The organism is Nonomuraea sp. NPDC049714 (assembly GCF_044465295.1).
Taxonomy (GTDB): domain Bacteria; phylum Actinomycetota; class Actinomycetes; order Streptosporangiales; family Streptosporangiaceae; genus Nonomuraea.
This window is the reverse complement of the sequence record NZ_JBITLM010000007.1, coordinates 422,110-438,988: the sequence shown is the minus strand read 5'-3', so window position 1 is coordinate 438,988 and position 16,879 is coordinate 422,110. Positions and strand designations below refer to the sequence as shown.

The 16,879-nt window shown below is 72.6% G+C and carries 13 protein-coding genes; 4 read left to right on the top strand and 9 right to left on the bottom strand.

Annotated features, from left to right (window positions below; genetic code table 11):
• Complete coding sequence (locus tag ACIBQX_RS28240) at nucleotides 1-1,221, bottom strand: deoxyguanosinetriphosphate triphosphohydrolase (protein ID WP_397009611.1); 1,221 nt, start codon at nucleotides 1,219-1,221, stop codon at nucleotides 1-3.
• Nucleotides 1,222-1,301: 80 nt separating this feature from the next.
• Between ACIBQX_RS28240 and ACIBQX_RS28235 the strand changes: the two genes are divergently transcribed.
• Nucleotides 1,302-2,807 carry a M48 family metalloprotease gene (locus ACIBQX_RS28235; RefSeq protein WP_397009609.1) on the top strand — a complete coding sequence of 502 codons (1,506 nt, stop codon included), beginning with the start codon at nucleotides 1,302-1,304 and terminating at the stop codon, nucleotides 2,805-2,807.
• Nucleotide 2,808: 1 nt separating this feature from the next.
• Here ACIBQX_RS28235 and ppdK read toward each other — a convergent pair whose 3' ends face one another.
• On the bottom strand, nucleotides 2,809-5,442 hold the full coding sequence (ppdK, locus tag ACIBQX_RS28230; RefSeq protein ID WP_397009607.1) for a pyruvate, phosphate dikinase: 2,634 nt from the start codon (nucleotides 5,440-5,442) through the stop codon (nucleotides 2,809-2,811).
• 241 nt (nucleotides 5,443-5,683) lie between these two features.
• Here ppdK and ACIBQX_RS28225 point away from each other — a divergent pair, with 241 nt between their 5' ends.
• Nucleotides 5,684-6,130 carry a hypothetical protein gene (locus ACIBQX_RS28225; RefSeq protein WP_397009605.1) on the top strand — a complete coding sequence of 149 codons (447 nt, stop codon included), beginning with the start codon at nucleotides 5,684-5,686 and terminating at the stop codon, nucleotides 6,128-6,130.
• Here the strand turns inward: ACIBQX_RS28225 and ACIBQX_RS28220 are convergent.
• From ACIBQX_RS28220 to ACIBQX_RS28190, 7 genes are read right to left on the bottom strand one after another with little or no spacing between them, the layout of a single operon-like run.
• Nucleotides 6,123-7,403 (bottom strand): sensor histidine kinase, encoded by a 1,281-nt coding sequence (locus tag ACIBQX_RS28220; protein ID WP_397009603.1) that lies wholly within the window; start codon nucleotides 7,401-7,403, stop codon nucleotides 6,123-6,125. The genes ACIBQX_RS28225 and ACIBQX_RS28220 overlap by 8 nt on opposite strands.
• Nucleotides 7,400-8,062, bottom strand: a complete 663-nt coding sequence (locus tag ACIBQX_RS28215) for a response regulator transcription factor (RefSeq protein ID WP_397009601.1) — start codon at nucleotides 8,060-8,062, stop codon at nucleotides 7,400-7,402. The genes ACIBQX_RS28220 and ACIBQX_RS28215 overlap by 4 nt, the downstream gene beginning before the upstream one ends.
• Nucleotides 8,063-8,072: 10 nt before the next feature.
• Complete coding sequence (locus ACIBQX_RS28210) at nucleotides 8,073-8,930, bottom strand: S1C family serine protease (RefSeq protein ID WP_397009599.1); 858 nt, start codon at nucleotides 8,928-8,930, stop codon at nucleotides 8,073-8,075.
• Nucleotides 8,909-9,850 carry a VWA domain-containing protein gene (locus ACIBQX_RS28205; protein WP_397009597.1) on the bottom strand — a complete coding sequence of 314 codons (942 nt, stop codon included), beginning with the start codon at nucleotides 9,848-9,850 and terminating at the stop codon, nucleotides 8,909-8,911. Before ACIBQX_RS28205 ends, ACIBQX_RS28210 begins: the two co-directional genes overlap by 22 nt.
• Nucleotides 9,847-10,905 carry a DUF58 domain-containing protein gene (locus tag ACIBQX_RS28200; RefSeq protein ID WP_397009595.1) on the bottom strand — a complete coding sequence of 353 codons (1,059 nt, stop codon included), beginning with the start codon at nucleotides 10,903-10,905 and terminating at the stop codon, nucleotides 9,847-9,849. Before ACIBQX_RS28200 ends, ACIBQX_RS28205 begins: the two co-directional genes overlap by 4 nt.
• A complete protein-coding gene (locus tag ACIBQX_RS28195; protein WP_397009593.1) occupies nucleotides 10,902-11,882 on the bottom strand; it encodes an AAA family ATPase in 981 nt (326 codons plus the stop codon). Before ACIBQX_RS28195 ends, ACIBQX_RS28200 begins: the two co-directional genes overlap by 4 nt.
• Complete coding sequence (locus tag ACIBQX_RS28190) at nucleotides 11,879-12,022, bottom strand: hypothetical protein (protein ID WP_397009591.1); 144 nt, start codon at nucleotides 12,020-12,022, stop codon at nucleotides 11,879-11,881. Before ACIBQX_RS28190 ends, ACIBQX_RS28195 begins: the two co-directional genes overlap by 4 nt.
• 152 nt (nucleotides 12,023-12,174) lie before the next feature.
• On the opposite strand from ACIBQX_RS28190, the gene ACIBQX_RS28185 reads away from it, so the two are divergent.
• Together ACIBQX_RS28185 and ACIBQX_RS28180 are read left to right on the top strand one after the other, a co-directional pair.
• Nucleotides 12,175-13,146: a D-2-hydroxyacid dehydrogenase family protein gene (locus ACIBQX_RS28185; protein WP_397009589.1), complete on the top strand. Its 972-nt coding sequence runs from the start codon at nucleotides 12,175-12,177 to the stop codon at nucleotides 13,144-13,146.
• Between the two features lie 77 nt (nucleotides 13,147-13,223).
• Nucleotides 13,224-16,871: an AfsR/SARP family transcriptional regulator gene (locus tag ACIBQX_RS28180; RefSeq protein ID WP_397009587.1), complete on the top strand. Its 3,648-nt coding sequence runs from the start codon at nucleotides 13,224-13,226 to the stop codon at nucleotides 16,869-16,871.
• Nucleotides 16,872-16,879: the final 8 nt, after the last annotated feature.

Below are 16,879 nucleotides of genomic sequence, written 5' to 3'. Positions count from 1 at the left end.
TCACCGCGACAGGCGCTGGTGCCAGGCCACGGCCGAGGTGTCGGTGAGCGAGGCGATCTGGTCGATGACGACCCGGACCCTGGCGGCGTCGCCGGACGCCTCCAGGAAGTCCGGGCGGAAGGCGGGCTCCAGCGTGCCGGGCGCGCCGAGGGTGATCAGGGAGGCCAGCTCGGTGATGAGGTCGCGCTGCCGGGCCTGCTTGGCGTGGTGGTCCTCGGTGGTCATCACGTAGTGGGCGGTGACGCCCTTGAGCAGCGCGCACTCCAGCAATGTCTCGTTGGGCACCAGCAGGTCGACGCGGTGGCGGGGGCCGTAGGCGTCCAGGGTGGCGGTCTGCGCGGCGCGGCAGAAGCGGCCGATCAGGCCGCTGGTGAGGGCCTTGAGCCCGGCCAGGTCGGCGAGGGTGGCGTCGAAGCGGCGCGGCCAGAGCGGGTCGGCGACCAGCTTGGCGAACACCTCCTCCAGCTCCACCGGGTCGGCGTCGGGGGCGTACCAGGTGCGGGCGATCCGGCAGACCTGCACCCGCTCGGCGGGTGACCGCAGCGCCTCCGGGGTGACGTGGCCGGAGTGCAGCGCGTCCTCCAGGTCGTGCACCGAGTAGGCGACGTCGTCGGCCCAGTCCATGATCTGCGCCTCGAAGCTGACCCGGCCGTCGGGCGCGCCGTCCCTGATCCAGGCGAAGACCGGCAGATCATCGTCGTAGACGCCGAACTTCGCCGACCGGTCACACGTCCAGGGGTATTTGATCGAGGCGTCCAGGGCGGCCCGCGTCAGGTTGAGCCCCGCGCTGCGGCCGTCGCCGGTGAGCACCTTGGCCTCGAGCCTGGTGAGCAGCCGCAGGCTCTGCGCGTTGCCCTCGAACCCGCCGCAGGAGGCCGACAGCGCGTTGAGCGCCACCTCCCCGTTGTGGCCGAACGGCGGGTGGCCGAGGTCGTGCGCCAGGCAGGCGGTCTCGACCAGGTCGGGATCGACGCCGAGCGTGGCGCCCATCTCCCTGCCGACCTGGGCGCACTCCAGTGAGTGCGTCAGCCGGGTGCGCGGGATGTGCTGGCCGCCGCCGGGAGACTCGCCCGGCCCCACCACCTGCGTCTTCGCCGCCAGCCTGCGCAGGGCGGCGCTGTGCAGCACGCGGGCGCGGTCGCGCTCGAACGCGCTGCGCTCCGGATTGCCGGGGGGCTCAGGAACCCACCGCTCCTGGTCGTGCTCGTCGTAGCCGATCATAAGTGCAGCGATTTTATCCGGTTTCCGGTCTCCGCTAGTGTCGAGCCTCGCGAGAACCCCTTCCCCGGGAGCCCTCCTCTATGACCACCGCTTTGCGCGCTCTGCTGGCCTTCGCCCTGCTCACCGGCTTCTACGTGCTGGTCGGCGTCGTCGTTGCGGTGGCCGTCGTCCTCGACGTGCTGCTGATCGTCGACTTCCACGGCAACCTCCTGCGGGGGGCGATCATCCTCACGCTCGCCGCGGCGGCGCTCGTCCGGACCCTGGTGATGGTGAGCCGCCGCAGCGGCGGGGAGCAGCCGGGAGTGCTGGTCGGCCGCGAGCACGAGCCGGTGCTCTGGCAGACCGTGGAGGATCTGGCCCGGCGGGTGCGTACGGCCCCGCCGGACGAGATCCGGCTGGTGCCGGAGGTGAACGCGGCGGTCGGGGAGGACACCCGCCTGCTGGGGCTGGTGGCGACCAGGCGGCGGATGTACATCGGGATGCCGCTGCTGCAGACGCTGACGGTGGACGAGATGCGGGCGGTGCTCGGGCACGAGCTGGGCCACTACAGCGGCGCGCACACCCGCCTGGGCGCGCCGGTCTACCGGGGCCGGGTCTCGCTGCTCGCGACCGTCCGCAACCTGCACAGGCACCGGTTCATCCAGCGCGTGTTCGCCGCGTACGCCAAGCTCTACCTGCGGGTCTCGCAGGCCGTCTCGCGCAAGCAGGAGCTGGAGGCCGACGAGTTCGCGGTGCAGATCGGCGGCCGGCAGGCCATGGGCCAGGCGCTGCGCAAGATCCACTACACGGCGACGGCCTGGGACCTCTACACCGAGACGTACCTCTCGCTGACCGGCGCGGGCGGCTACCGCCCGGCGGCGGTGTTCGGCGGCTTCCACTCGATGCTGAACGACACGGCCCGGCAGGCGGAGCTGGTGCGGCTGGGTGAGCGGCCCGAGGAGACCTCGCCGTACGACTCGCATCCGAGCCTGGCCGACCGGCTGGCGGCGATCGAGCTGCTGCCCGAGCCCGAGCACGTGCCGGACCCGCGCTCGGCGCTGACGCTGCTGCAGGACGCCAACGTGGCCGCGCACGCCGTCGAGCAGTCGATGTGGACGCCGGAGGCGCTGACCGGGCTGCGGGCGGCCTCCTGGGAGGAGCTCGTCGCAGAGGGCGTCTACAGCGCCCGCAACGCCCATGCGCTGTACGACCTGGCGGTGGCGGGCCAGCGGGTGATGGGGGCGAGCAAGCCCTACCTGGACGCGGCGTTCGAGGCGATCGCCAGGGGCTTGCAGGGCGAGCTGGAGGAGCGGCTCAAGGAGCTGGGCTGGGGTCCCGCCGAGCCGGTGCTGGCCAAGGTGCTGGGGCAGGCGCTGGAGGCGGTGCTGATCAAGCACGGCCAGGCCCGGTGGGAGCTGTCCTGGTCGGGCCCGGCCCGGCTGGTGTACGACGACGGTGAGGAGGTCGCGCTGGCTGAGTACGCGGCCCAGGTCGCGACCGGCCCGGCCGCCGTCGCCGGCCTCCGCGCGTGGCTGGGCGACCTGGGCGTACGCCATGACTACGTGCCGGCCGAGGCCGAGCCGGCACAGCAGCAGGCGGCCGGATGACTCAGCGGGTGTCGGACTCGCAGTCGCTCAGCGCGGCGCGGCCCGCCTCCAGCCGGGCCACCGGGATGCGGAACGGCGAGCAGGAGACGTAGTCGAGCCCGGTGTCGTGGCAGAAGTGCACCGAGTCGGGGTCGCCGCCGTGCTCGCCGCAGATGCCGACCTTGAGGTCCGGCCGGGACCTGCGGCCGTCCTCCACCGCGAGGGCGACCAGGCGGCCGACGCCGTCCCTGTCGAGGGTCTCGAACGGGGAGACGCCGAAGATGCCGAGCTCCAGGTAGCGGGAGAAGAACGACGCCTCCACGTCGTCACGGGAGAAGCCCCAGGCCATCTGGGTCAGGTCGTTGGTGCCGAAGGAGAAGAACTCGGCCGCCTCGGCGATCTGCCCGGCGGTGAGCGCGGCGCGCGGCGTCTCGATCATGGTGCCGACGAGGGCGTCCACGCCCGCCTCCGCCAGGATGGCGACGGCCTCCTCGCGGACCGCCTCCAGCTCCTGCACGGCGGCGACGAGCGGGATCATGATCTCCGGCCGGGCGCCGGGCACCTCCCGCGCGGCCTGGGCGATGGCGCGTACCTGCATGGCGAACAGGCCGGGGATGACCAGGCCGAGCCGTACCCCGCGCAGGCCGAGCATGGGGTTCTGCTCGTGCAGTCTCCTGACGGCGGCCAGCAGAACGCGGTCCTTGTCCGTGGCCTCGCCGGTGGCGACCTTGACCGACAGGTCCACGATGTCGGGCAGGAACTCGTGCAGCGGCGGGTCGATGAGCCGCACCGTCACCGGCCGGCCGTCCATCGCCTGGAAGATCCCGGCGAAGTCGGCCTTCTGGAGGGGTTCCAGGGCGTCCAGCGCCGCCTGCCGTTCCTCGTCGCCCTCGGCCAGCACGAGGTCCTCCACCAGCTGCCTGCGCTCGCCCAGGAACATGTGCTCGGTCCGGCACAGCCCGATGCCCTCCGCGCCGAACCGGCGTGCCCTGGCCGCGTCCTCGGGGGTGTCGGCGTTGGCCCGCACGCCCAGCCGGCGCGCCGCGTCGGCGTGCCGCATGATCCGGTCCACGGCCCTGACCAGGTCATCGCCGGGCTCGGCGCCCTCGAAGTACTCGACCACGGAGGAGTCGACCACCGGCACCTCGCCGAGGTAGACCTCGCCGCTGGTGCCGTCGATGGAGATCACCTCGCCCTCGGTGACCACCACGCCGCCCGGCGCGGTGAACCGGCGCTCGGACACCGACACCTCCAGCTCCTCCGCGCCGCACACACAGGTCTTGCCCATGCCGCGGGCGACCACGGCGGCGTGCGAGGTCTTGCCGCCGCGGCTGGTCAGGACGCCCTGGGCGGCGATCATGCCGACCAGGTCGTCGGGGTTGGTCTCGCGGCGCACCAGGATGACGTTCTCGCCCTGCCCGGCGAGCTCGACCGCGCGCTCGGAGGAGAAGACCGCCTTGCCCACGGCGGCGCCGGGTGAGGCGTTCATGCCCTTGGCGATGCGGCGCTTGCCGGCGCCGCCGTTGAAGCGCGGGAACATGAGCATGGCGAGCTGGTCGCCGGTGACCCGCGTGACGGCCTCGTCCATGGTGATGAGGCCCTGGTCGACGAGCTGGACGGCGATGCAGAACGCGGCGGCGGCGGTGCGCTTGCCGACCCTGGTCTGCAGCATCCACAGCTTGCCGCGCTCGATGGTGAACTCGATGTCGCACAGGTCCCGGTAGTGGTTCTCCAGGGTCTCCATGATCGTCATCAGCTCGTCGTAGGAGCGCTTGTCGAGGCGTTCGAGCTCCTGCAGCGGGATCGTGTTGCGGATGCCCGCGACCACGTCCTCGCCCTGGGCGTTCTGCAGGTAGTCGCCATAGACGCCCTGCTGGCCGGTGCCGGGGTCGCGGGTGAAGGCGACGCCGGTGCCGGAGTCGTTGCCGCAGTTGCCGAAGACCATCGCCACGATGTTGACGGCGGTGCCGAGGTCGGCGGGGATGCGCTCCTGGCGGCGGTAGAGGACGGCGCGCGGAGCGTTCCAGGAGTCGAAGACGGCCATGACGGCCAGGCGCATCTGCTCGCGCGGGTCGGCGGGGAAGTCCTTGCCGGTCTGCTCCCGCACGATGCCCTTGAACGTCTCGACCAGGGCCTGCAGCTCGTCCGCGCCCAGGTCGGTGTCCTGGCGGTCACTCTTGAGCGTGTCGAGCGCGTGCTCGAACAGCTCGCCGTCGATGCCGAGCACGGTCTTGCCGAACATCTGGATGAGCCGGCGGTAAGAGTCCCAGGCGAAGCGGTCGTTGCCGCCGGACTGCTTGGCGAGGCCGTGCACGGACTCGTCGTTGAGACCGATGTTGAGCACGGTCTCCATCATTCCCGGCATGGAGAACTTCGCGCCGGAGCGCACGCTGACCAGCAGCGGGTCGTCCGCCTGGCCGAGCCGCCTGCCCATGCGCGCTTCGAGCGCGCCGAGATGCTCGGCGACCTCCCGCTCCAGGGCGTCGGGCGCGGCGCCCTCGGCCAGGTAGTGGCGGCACGCCTCCGAGGTGATCGTGAACCCGGGAGGAACGGGCAGCCCGAGGTTCGTCATCTCGGCGAGGTTGGCTCCTTTGCCGCCGAGCAGGTCTTTGAGATTCCTGTTGCCCTCGGTGAAGTCGTAAACATACTTGGCCACCACAGCTCCAATCAACGCTCCTGTTCCGGACTCTACCGGCGGAATTGATGATGAAACTGCACTCATTGGTTAAGTCACTGTTTCCCCAGGTAGAGCCTCCTAGACAGGTCTAATCCAATCTTTATTCGGTTCCTTACCAGATTGGTTTATACCAATGGTTCAAACCAATTTTTCCACCTATGTCCACACCGCGAAGGGCACCTGACATCCGAATGTGATCCACGTCTGCCATCCTCACCCGGTGCGCTCATCGACCCCCCTCCTGGCAGCCACCGGCCTGGTCTGGACCCTCTCCGCCTGCACCGCCGCACCGCCCGGCCCCCTGCCGTCCCTGGAGCCATCGCTGGTCGGCTCCGAGCAGTACCACGTGACCGACCTGCGGCCGGGAGACTGCCTCGCCGCCATCTCCGCCGACCTTCGGGTGGCGGTCGTGCCGTGCGACGTCGGCCACCGCGCCGAGTTCTCCTCCGTGTACGTGCTCGCCGAGGGGCCGTGGCCGGGCACGGAGGTGGCGATGCGGAAGTCGGTGGAGTGGTGCGCGGCCAAGATGCGGGTGAGACCGGAGAAGCGGGACACGGTGAAGGCCGGCGCCATCCTGCCGCTGGAGAGGGACTGGCCACGTGCTCGCACGGCCTACTGCGTCGTGGTGCCGGTGCGGGGGGAACTGGTGGGTCGGGTGCTCAGTTAGGCCTGCGGGTGAGCGGGTTGTGGCCGGGGGCCGGGCCGCCGGCGGCGTCGCGGGCGGGCAGCCAGAGGACGAACGTGGACCCCTGGCCGACCTCGGAGAAGACCGCGACCCGGCCGCCGTGCGACTCCACGATCTGGCGGACGATCGCCAGGCCGAGGCCGGTGTGCCGGTCGCGGCGGCTGGCCTCGCCGCGCCAGAACCGGTCGAACACCCGCGCCTGGTCGGCCGCCGCCAGCCCCGGGCCGTCGTCCTGGACGGCCACCCACAGCCAGTCGCCCGTCCCGCTCACCTCTCGGTGCGCGTCGGCGCTCGACGGGCGCAGCTTGCTCATCCGGGACGATCCGCTGAGGATCTCCGCCGCCCCCATCGGAACTCCGGCCGGACCGGAGGCGACCCGGACCCGGCCACCGGGCGGGGACAGCCGGACCGCGTTGGACAGCAGGTTGGCCACCGCCCGTCGCAACGCGTCCTGGTCGCCGGTCATCTCCAGACCGGGGATGAGCTCGCGGGTGACGGTCAGGCCGCGGGCGACGGCGAGCGCGGCGTACTCCTCGCACGCCTCCCCCGCCACCCGCGACAGGTCCAGATCGGTGTCGGCGAACGCGCTGCCCTGCCGCCTGGCGCTGGCCAGCAGGTCCTCCACCAGCCGGGTCATCCGGGTCGTCGCCCGGTCCACGATGGCGATCGCCCTGGTCCGCTCCTCGTCGCTGGCCTCGGGCGACAGCAGCACGGCGTCGACGTTGGCCCGGATGATCGTCAGCGGGCTGCGCAGCTCGTGCGAGGCGTCGTCGATGAGCTGCCGCTGCGCCCTGAACGCCTCCTCCAGCCGGTCCAGCATGGTGTCGATGGTGTCGGCCAGGTCCTTGAGCTCGTCGCTCGGCCCGCTCAGCGTGATGCGCCGGGTCAGGTCCGTCGCCTGGATCTCCTCGGTGGTACGGGTGATCGACCGGACCGGGCGCAGCACCCGGCCGGACAGCACCCAGCCGATGCCGAGACTGGCGACGAAGAGCGCGCCCAGAGTGTAGAGGGAGTAGTCGCGCAGGGTGTCAAGCGTCCTGACGTTGACCGCGTTCTCCACCTCTTCGATGAAGACCACCTCCTGCTTACCGACGTACTCACCGTTGCGGTACGCCTTGGCGATGTCGGTGGCGTACGAACGCTGCTCGGTGGTCCGTGAGACGCCGTAGTAGATGCCACCCAGCACCAGCGCGGCCAGCAGGAAGAGCAGGCCGGAGTAGAGCACGGTGAGCCGGAACCGGATGGTGTGGATCATGTTGGCTCCTTGAGCCGGTAGCCGCGGCTGATCACCGTCTCGATCAGGCCTTCCGCCTGCAGTTTGCGGCGCAGGTTGCCGACGGTCACGCGCACGGTGTTGGTGAACGGGTCCGCGTGCTCGTCCCAGACGTGTTCGAGCAGTTCCTCGCTGGAGACGACGTGTCCCGGCCGGGTCATCAGGTAGTGCAGCACGCCGTACTCCTTGGGGGTGAGCGCCAGGTCCCGGCCACCCAGCGACACCTCCATCCTCGCGGTGTCGATCCGCAGCAATCCCACTTCGAGGACGGAGGTGCCGCCGGTGTCCCTGCGCAGCAGGGCTCTCACCCTGGCCAGCAGTTCGGGAAAGGCGAACGGCTTGACCAGGTAGTCGTCGGCGCCCTCGTCGAGCCCTCGCACGCGGTCGTCCAGCCGGTCGCGGGCGGTGACCATGATGATGCGCACGCCCTGACCAGCGGCCCTGGCCGCCCGGCACAGCTGAAAGCCGTCGCCGCCGGGCAGGTTGAGGTCCAGCAGGACCAGGTCATAGGCGTTGACCTGGAGTTTCTCGTGCGCGGCCGGGGCGTCGTAGGCGACGTCCACGGCATATCCGGCCCGGATCAGGCCGACCCGCAACGCGTCGACCAGATCCTCTTCGTCCTCGACGACCAGCAATCGCATGTTGTGGACCCTAGTTTCGGATGATTCGTTCTGCGATGGGGGCCGCCCGGTCGATCGGGATGGCGAAGCCGATGCCGATGTTGCCGCCGCCCCGCCCGGCCGCTATCGCGGTGTTCACCCCGACGACCTCGCCACGCGCGTTGACGAGCGGGCCGCCGGAGTTCCCCGGATTGATGGAGGCGTCGGTCTGCACGGCCCTGCGGGTGGACCCGCCGAGCCGCACCTCACGGTCCACCGCGCTGACGATGCCCGCGGTGACGGTGCCCGACAGGCCCAGCGGTGAGCCGATCGCGAGCACCTGGTCGCCGACCGACAGGTCCCCCGACCTGCCGAGCGTGGCGGCCGGCAGGTTCGCGGCCCCGTCGACCTCCAGCACCGCCAGGTCCTCGTCGAAGTCCGCGCCCAACACCCGGGCCGACAGCCGGCGCCCGTCGTTGAGCACCACGGTCACCTGGCTCTCCCCCCGGATCACGTGCGCGTTCGTGACGATATGTCCCCGCGTGTCCACCACAAACCCCGACCCGCCGCCGCGCCCCGCCTCGATGGAGACGACGCTGGGCAGCACCCGGGCGGCGGTGGCGCTCAGGCCGGTCACGCTCCCGGCGGGCAGCGGGGCCGCCCGGGGCAGCGCGGTGGCCGGAGCCGGCTCGCTCCCCTCGAAGATGGCGGCCCCCGCCAGGCCGGCCGCACCGCCGGTGAGCGCCGCGACGAGCACGGCGGTCAGCAGCACCCGGCTGCCCCTGGCCCGCGCCGGGGATCCCCCCGTGACGACGGATCGCGGGACCGTCTCGATCGGGACGACGGGCACCGTGCGGAAGTCAGGCCCGCTCGGCCTGCCGAGCCCGTTCACGGCAGCCTCGCGAACCACAGCATCGAGGTCACCGCCGCGAGCAACGCCGACAGCAGCGCCGCCGCGACGAACCACTGCCAGATCTCCTGCTGCTCGGTCCGGTAGCCGACGGAGGTGCCGATGTCCTCGTAGACCGCCTGGAGCTCGTCGCCGCTGGCGGCCTCGTAGAAGCCGCCGCCCGCGACCTCGGCCAGGTCCTGCAGCGCCGGTCCGTCCACGGGCACGGGCACCTGCCTCCCCTGGAGCTCGATGACGCCGCCCTGGGTGCCGTAGGCGATGGTGGTGACGGGCACGCCGCGCGCGGCCGCCTCCTGCGCCGCCTCGGTGACCGTGCGGCCGGTGGTGTTGGAGCCGTCGGACAGCAGCACGATGTGCGCGGGCGGCGCCTCCTCCTCGCTGTCCAGCGCGGCGATGGCCTCCAGCGAGGAGTAGACCGCCTCGCCGATGGCGGTGCCGGACGTGGTGGACAGCCGGTCGAGCGCGCTCAGCACCGCCTGCCTGTCGGTGCTCGGCGGGACCGCCACGGCCGCCTCCGAGGAGAACGCCACCAGGCCCAGGTTGAAGCGGGGCGGCAGGCCCTCCACGAATTGCCTCGCCGCCTGCCTGGCCGCGGTGAACCGGTCCGGCGAGACGTCGGTGGCGCTCATCGAGGCCGACACGTCGAACGCCACCATGATCGTCGCCCGTTCCCTGGGCACCTGCACCTCCGCCGTCGGCCTGGCGAAGCCCACGACCAGCAGCACGAACATGCCCAGCAGCGCCGCCGCCGGGACGTGCCTGCGCCAGCCGGGCCCGCGCGGGGCGACCTTGTCGAGCAGGTCCAGGTTGGTGAACCGGACCGCGTACGCGCTGCGGCGCCGCGACACCAGCAGGTACGCGACCGCCAGCAGGGCGACCGGGACGAGCAGCAGCAGCCAGAGCGGTGAGAGCAGCGTCATGCCGCGTCACCCCCTCCCTTCGGATCGAATCCCATGACCGGACGGCCACCGGACTCGGCCCCGCCACCGCCACCGCCACCGCCTCCCGTGCCGACGGCCCCCGTACCGGCGGCTTCTGTATCGGCGGTTTCTGTATCGGCGGGGCGGGCCGGGGCGGCGAGCCGGGCCAGCCGCCGTTGCCGCAGGACGTGCTGCACCAGCTCGCGGACCCAGTCGCCGTCCGTGCGCAGCCGCAGGTGGGACGCGCCGGCCCGGCGCAGCCCGTCCTGGATGGCGCCGCGCTGCACTGCCGCCGCCTCCGCGTACCGCAGGCGCAGCCGCGCGCTCGCCGTGGACACCTCGCGCCGCCGGCCCGACTCCGGGTCGATCAGCGTCAGGATCCCCACGTCGGGCAGGGTCAGCTCGCGCGGGTCGACCACCTCGACGGCCAGCACCTGGTGCCGGACCGTGAGCCTGCGCAGCTCGGACTCCCAGGTACGCGGGTCGTCCAGGAAGTCCGACACCACGACGACCAGCCCGCGCCGCCTGACCACCCGGCCGAGCTGGCCGGCGGCGGTGCCGAGCAGCGGCTCGCGGGTGCCCGGCGGGGTGCGCGGCAGCCCGAAGATGGCCTGGAGCAGCGCCATCAGGTGCGGCCGTCCCGTCCGGGCGGGCAGCACCCGGACGCCGCCGCCGTGGACCAGATGGGCGCCGATCCGGTTGCCGGTGCGCTGGGTGAGGAAGCCGATCGCCGCCGTCGCGGCCAGCGCCAGCTCCCGCTTCTCCATCGCCGCCGTGCCGAAGTCCATGCTGGCCGTACCGTCGAGCAGCGTCCAGATCTCCAGCTCGCGGTCGGCGACGAGCTCGCGCACGTGCGGCTCGGCGGTGCGGGCGGTCACGTTCCAGTCCATCCGCCGCACGTCGTCCCCCGGCTGGTACGCCCTGGCCTCGGCGGGCTCGCTGCCCGGTCCGGGAAACAGGCCGAGGTGCTCGCCCTGGAGCAGCCCGTCCAGCCTCCTGGTGATCGTCAGTTCGAGCCTGCGCAGCGCGGGCTCGGCCGTCAGGTAGGAGATCATGCCGCGGCGTCCTGCTGCGGGGCGATGACCGGCAGCGGCACCGCGGCCAGGACCTGGTCCACGATCTGCCTCGGCGAGACGTTGTCGGCCAGCGCGTCGAAGGAGAGCACCAGCCGGTGCGCCATCACGTCGGGCGCCAGGTTGCGGATGTCCTCGGGCAGCACGTAGTCGCGCCCCCGCATCAGGGCCAGCGCCCGACCGGCCGCCAGCAGCCCGAGCGTGGCCCGCGGGCTCGCGCCGAAGGCCAGCAGCCGGGCCAGGCCGGGCAGCCCGTAGCGCTCGGGGGCCCGGGTGGCGTAGACGAGGCGGACGGCGTACTCGGCGACGGCGTGGTGCACGAACACCTCGTCGGCGCGGCGCTGCAACGCGATCAGCCGCTCAGGGTCCAGAACGGGCTGCGGCACCGGGGGGTCGACGCTCATCCTGTAGGCGATCGCCAGCTCCTCCGATTCGCTGGGATAGTCCACGTCCACCTTGAGCAGGAACCGGTCGCGCTGGGCCTCCGGGAGGTGGTAGACGCCTTCGGACTCGATCGGGTTCTGCGTGGCCAGCACCAGGAACGGCGTCGGCACCTTGTGCGTGACGCCGCCGATGCTGACCTGCCGCTCGGCCATGATCTCCAGCAGCGCCGACTGCACCTTGGCGGGCGCCCGGTTGATCTCGTCGGCGAGCAGCAGGTTGGCCATGACCGGGCCGAGCTCGATGTCGAAGCTCTCGGTCGACGGGCGGTAGATGCGGGTGCCGACGATGTCGGACGGCACCAGGTCGGGGGTGAACTGGATGCGCGCGAACGTGCCGCCCACCACCGTGGCCATGGTCTCGGCGGCCAGCGTCTTGGCGATGCCCGGCACCCCTTCGAGCAGGCAGTGTCCCCGTGCCAGGACCGCCACCAGCAGCCGCTCCACCATCTGGTCCTGTCCGACGATCACGCGCTTGACCTCGAACAGCGCCCGTTCCAGCAGTGCGGCGTCGGTCATGACCGGACCTCGGGGCAGTCGTCGAGGGTCACTCGAAGTTCCAGGGCGGACGGCTCCGGGTCGGCGTGGGCGGCGCTGCCTGTCATGAGCAGCGCGCCACCGGCCAGCAGGACGGCCGCGAAACGTGTTGTGCGTGCCATGGGTCCCCTGTCCTTTCTTAGGTACAAGGGCATGTCATCAAGAGCACGCGAAAACGTACGTAACTCCAGCCTTTATACGGTTTTTCGGTGCCCGCCCGGGGCGAGGTCCGCGCGTGCGTCTGACGTGCCGCATCCCCGCGTACGGTGATCGCATGAAGATTGTCGTTCTGGACGACTACCAGCGGGCGGCCCGCGATCTGGGGCCCTTCGACTCCCTGCCAGGCGTCGAGGTCGAGGTGCTGCACGAGCACATCGCCGGCCTGGACGAGCTGGCGGCCGCGCTGCGCGGCGCGGAGGTCGTCGTCGCGATGCGCGAGCGGACGCCCTTCCTGGCCGAGACCTTCGACCGGCTGCCGGATCTGCGCCTCCTGGTGACCACGGGCATGGTCAACGCGGCCATCGACCTGGCGGCGGCCGCGGCCCACGGCGTCACGGTCACCGGCACGACCATGTCCCGCTCGGCCACGAGCTCGAACAGGAGCTCCAACACCGCCGAGCTGACCTGGGCGCTGATCCTGGCCTGCCGGCGGCACGTGGTGACCGAGGACCGGGCGCTGCGCGACGGCCGCTGGCAGACCACCGTCGGCACCGACCTGGCCGGCAGCACGCTGGGCGTGCTCGGGCTGGGCCGGCTGGGCACGCAGGTGGCGCGGATCGGCCAGGCCTTCGACATGCGGGTGATCGCGTGGAGCCAGAGCCTGACGCCCGAACGGGCGGCCGAGGCAGGCGCGACCTGGGTGCCCAAGGACGAGCTGTTCGCCGCCGGCGACGTCCTCACCGTCCACCTCAAGCTCAGCGACCGCACGACCGGGCTGGTCGGCGCGGCCGAACTGGCCGCCATGAAACCCACCGCGATCCTGGTCAACACCTCGCGCGGGCCGATCGTGGACGAGAAGGCGCTGGTCACCGCGCTGACCGCCGGCACGATCGCCGGGGCCGGGCTCGACGTCTACGACACCGAGCCGCTGCCCGCCGACAACCCGCTGCTGGGCGCGCCCAACACCGTGCTGCTGCCGCACCTCGGGTACGTCACCGAGGCCGCGTTTCGTTCGATGTACGAGCAGGTCATCGAGGATGTCGCGGCCTGGCGGGCGGGATCCCCGATCCGGGTGCTGACGGCCTGAGCGCACACTGGACAGGCGGTTTTGGGGCTTGTGGGCGGTACGCGGGAGGATCGGGCGATGCACGGGAGGATCGGGCGATGCACGGGAACGAGGAGACGCGCCTGCGGGTGAGGCTGCTCGGCACCCTTGAGGTGCGCCGCGGCGACGCCGTGGTGGCCGTTCCCGGCGCCCGGCTCCGCGGCCTGATCGTACGGCTGGCGCTGGCCGGCGGCCGGCCGGTCGCATCGGGCGTCCTGGTCGATGCGCTGTGGCCGCAGGATCTCCCGGCCGACCCGGCGAACGCGCTGCACTCGCTGGTCTCCCGGCTGCGCCGGCTGCTCGGCGAGGCCGGCGCGGTCACCCAGTCCGAGGGCGGCTACCGCCTCGGCATCGCGGAGGACGACGTCGACGCGCTGCGGTTCGAGCGACTGGCCACGCACGGCCGTAACCGGCTCCGGGCCGGCGACCCCCAGGCGGCGGCCGGGCCGCTGAGCGAGGCGATCGCGCTCTGCGGCGAGCCGTCGATGATCACCGCAGCCCCACTCCACGGCGAGCCGCCGGTGATCGCCGCGGCCCCACTCCACGGCGAGCCATCGGAAATCACCGCAGCCCCACTCCACGGCGAGCCATCGGAAATCACCACAACCCCACTCCACGGCGAGCCATCTGTGATCGCCGCGGCCGCACTCCGTGGCGAATCGTCGGTGATCGCCGCGGTCGCCCCGGCGGTGGCGACGCGGCTGGCCCGCACCGCGGTCGAGGCGTGCGCGGATCTGGCCGAGGCGGAGCTGGCGCTGGGCCGCGCCGACGACGCCGCCACCCTGCTGACCGCCCTGCTCGCCGAGCACCCGGCGGACGAGCGGCTGGCCGGTCTGCAGATGGACGCGCTGGCCGCCCAGGGCCGCCAGGCCGACGCCCTCGACCTGTACGAGCGGGTGCGCGAGACCCTCGCCGACCGGCTCGGCGCCGACCCCGGCACCGCCCTGCGCGAGCGCCACCTGCTCCTGCTGCAATCACCTGCCCCCGCTCCTGCACCCACTCCCGCTTCCCCTTCTGCCCCCGCTTCCGCTTCCGCTCCTGCCCCCATTTCCACTTCCGATCCTGCTTCCGCTTCCGCTCCTGAGGTGCGGCGCGAGGCGCCTGCGAGCAATCTGCCCGCCGCCCTGACCAGCTTCATCGGGCGCGACGACGATCTCGCTCGGATCGACACGCTGTTCACCCGCGGGCGCCTCGTCACGGTGGTCGGGCCGGGCGGGGCCGGCAAGACCCGGCTCGCGGTCGAGGCGGGCCGCCGCCACCGCCACGAGTACCCCGACGGCACTTGGCTGGTCGACCTGGCCGCGGTCACCGAGCCGGCCAAGACCGGCGCGGCGATGCTGGCCGCGATCGGGCTGCGCGGCACCGGGCTCTTCGAGGCCTCCGGCCGGATGCGGTCCGAAGGCAGCGAGCTGGACGTACTCGCCGACCAGCTCAACGGCCGGGAGAGCCTGCTCGTGGTGGACAACTGCGAGCACCTGATCGACGCCGTCGCGCACCTGGTCGCAGCGCTCCTGCCGCGCTGCGCCGGGCTGCGGGTGCTGGCGACCAGCCGCGAGCCGCTCGCGATCGACGGCGAGGCGCTGGTCCCGCTCGGCCCGCTGGCGCTGCCGGACCCCGGCGACGGTCTCGATGACCTCCGCCGCAGCGCGTCGGTGCGCCTGTTCACCGAGCGGGCCGCGGCGGTGCGCCCCGGCTTCGGCATCGACGAGCGGACGCGCGCGGACGTGGTCCGGCTGGTGCGCGGCCTGGACGGCATGCCGCTGGCGCTGGAGCTGGCCGCAGCCCGGCTGCGGACCCTGTCGCTGGCCGAACTCGCCGCCGGGCTGTCCGACCGGTTCCGGCTGCTCACCACGGGCAGCCGGGCCGCGTCGCCGCGGCACCGCACGCTGCACGCGGTCATCGCCTGGAGCTGGGATCTGCTCGGCGAGAACGAGCGTACGGTGGCCGAGCGGGTCTCGGTCCTGCCCGGTGGCGTGACGCCGGAGTCGGCCGCCGCGGTCTGCGCCGGCACCACGGTGCTCCCGGGCGAGGTCCCCGAGCTGCTCGCCGCCCTGGTCGACAAGTCGCTGCTGCAACTGGCGCCCGACGCGGGCCGCTACCGGATGCTGGAGACCCTGCGCGAGTACGGGATGGAGCGGCTCGCCGACCAGGGCGCGCTCGACGCCGCCCGCGATCTCGCCGCCCGCCACTTGGCCGACCTCGTCGCCCGCGAAGAGCCGCTGCTGCGCGGCCCCGATCAGCTCGCCGCACTGCACGTGCTACGCACCGAGTACGACAACGCGCTCGCCGCCCTGCGCCACCTGTGCGACACCGGCAACGGCACCGCGGCCGTCACGCTCGCCATGGACCTCTCCTGGTACTGGCAGATACTCGGCCGGCATGCCGACGCGGTGTACTGGCAGGGGGAAGCACTGGCGCTACCTGCTGCGGGCCACACGCTGGATCGCGACACCGCCGAGACGGTGTTCCTGCTCAACCGCATCAACGCCCGCTCCCCGCTGACCGCCGAGAGGCTGCACGAGAACGAAACCGCGCTGCGGGCGCTGGCCGATCGCCTGCTCGCCCACCCGTCGCTGCCCGGATTCGCCGGCGTCCTGGCCGCGATCACGCTCCACTTCCTGCGGGAGCACGAGGCGTCGCGCGCCTTGGTTCAGCGTCTCGTCGACGGCCCCGACGTCTGGCTGTCCGGGCTGGCCCACATGTTCCGGGCCTCGTTCGCCGAGGACCAGGGCGACCTCGACCAGGTACGCGTCGACGTGGCCGCCGCACTCGACGCCTTCGGCCGGGCCGGCGACCGCTGGGGCCTGGCCACCGTGCTGCCGATGCGCGCGCTGCTGCGGCAGTACGACGGGGACCTCGACGGCGCGTTGGCGGACCTGCGCGAGGCTCGGGCGCAGGCGCGGGAGTTCGGCTCGCTGAGCTTGGCCGACGAGATCTTCCTCGACGTGCGGTGGATCGACCTCCACCTGCGGCGGGGCGAGGACGCGAGGGCGAGGGCGATGCTCGATGCGGTCCGCGAGCGGGCGGAGCGATCGGCGTCGCCGGAGCTGGTCGTCATCGTCACCGCTCTCGAAGCCGGCACGTGGCTGCGGCTCGGCGACCTGGACCGCGCGCAGACCCGCATCGAGGCGGCGGAGGCGGAGATGACCGGCGGACCCCCAGCCGACGGATCCCCGACCAGCCGATCCCCGGTCGGGGGTGGCCATGGTCTGGTGATCGTCAGCTCGGTGCGGGCGTCGCTGTGCCTGCGGCGGGGTGACGCCGAGGGTGCCGAGGCTGCGCTGGTCCGGGCGTACGGGGCGGCGCTGGAGGGCGGGGACTTGCCGATCATGGCGATGGTCGCGGTGACCGAGGCTGAGCTGGCCGCGCTGCGGGGGCGGTACCGGGACATGGCGCTGCTGCTCGGCGCGGCGGCCCGGCTGCGCGGCACCCACGACCTCAGCGACCGGCAGATCCAGGCGATGGCCACCCGCGGCCGCACGGCGCTGGGCGAGGACGCCTTCGCCGCGGCGTACCAGGATGGCTGGCAGCTGGACGGCAAGACGGCCTCGCTGCAGGTCGATCCGGCGCGCCTGCTCCGGGGGCCGAATGGTCCGGCGCGCCTGCGCCCGGAGCCGGACGATCCGGTGCGACTGCGCTCGGAGCCGGACGGTCCGGTGCGGGCCCATGCCGGTGAGTCGGAGTCGCCGCCGTCGGCCGGTCGGTAGGCACCTGC

Excerpts from the sequence above, each read along its gene's own strand:
- ACIBQX_RS28215 (WP_397009601.1), bottom strand. The coding sequence starts at position 8,062 with ATGCGATTGCTGGTCGTCGAGGACGAAGAGGATCTGGTCGACGCGTTG.
- ACIBQX_RS28200 (WP_397009595.1), bottom strand. The coding sequence starts at position 10,905 with ATGATCTCCTACCTGACGGCCGAGCCCGCGCTGCGCAGGCTCGAACTG.
- ACIBQX_RS28205 (WP_397009597.1), bottom strand. The coding sequence starts at position 9,850 with ATGACGCTGCTCTCACCGCTCTGGCTGCTGCTGCTCGTCCCGGTCGCC.
- ACIBQX_RS28195 (WP_397009593.1), bottom strand. The coding sequence starts at position 11,882 with ATGACCGACGCCGCACTGCTGGAACGGGCGCTGTTCGAGGTCAAGCGC.
- ACIBQX_RS28235 (WP_397009609.1), top strand. The coding sequence starts at position 1,302 with ATGACCACCGCTTTGCGCGCTCTGCTGGCCTTCGCCCTGCTCACCGGC.
- ACIBQX_RS28190 (WP_397009591.1), bottom strand. The coding sequence starts at position 12,022 with ATGGCACGCACAACACGTTTCGCGGCCGTCCTGCTGGCCGGTGGCGCG.
- ACIBQX_RS28220 (WP_397009603.1), bottom strand. The coding sequence starts at position 7,403 with ATGATCCACACCATCCGGTTCCGGCTCACCGTGCTCTACTCCGGCCTG.
- ACIBQX_RS28180 (WP_397009587.1), top strand. The coding sequence starts at position 13,224 with ATGCACGGGAACGAGGAGACGCGCCTGCGGGTGAGGCTGCTCGGCACC.
- ACIBQX_RS28240 (WP_397009611.1), bottom strand. The coding sequence starts at position 1,221 with ATGATCGGCTACGACGAGCACGACCAGGAGCGGTGGGTTCCTGAGCCC.
- ACIBQX_RS28185 (WP_397009589.1), top strand. The coding sequence starts at position 12,175 with ATGAAGATTGTCGTTCTGGACGACTACCAGCGGGCGGCCCGCGATCTG.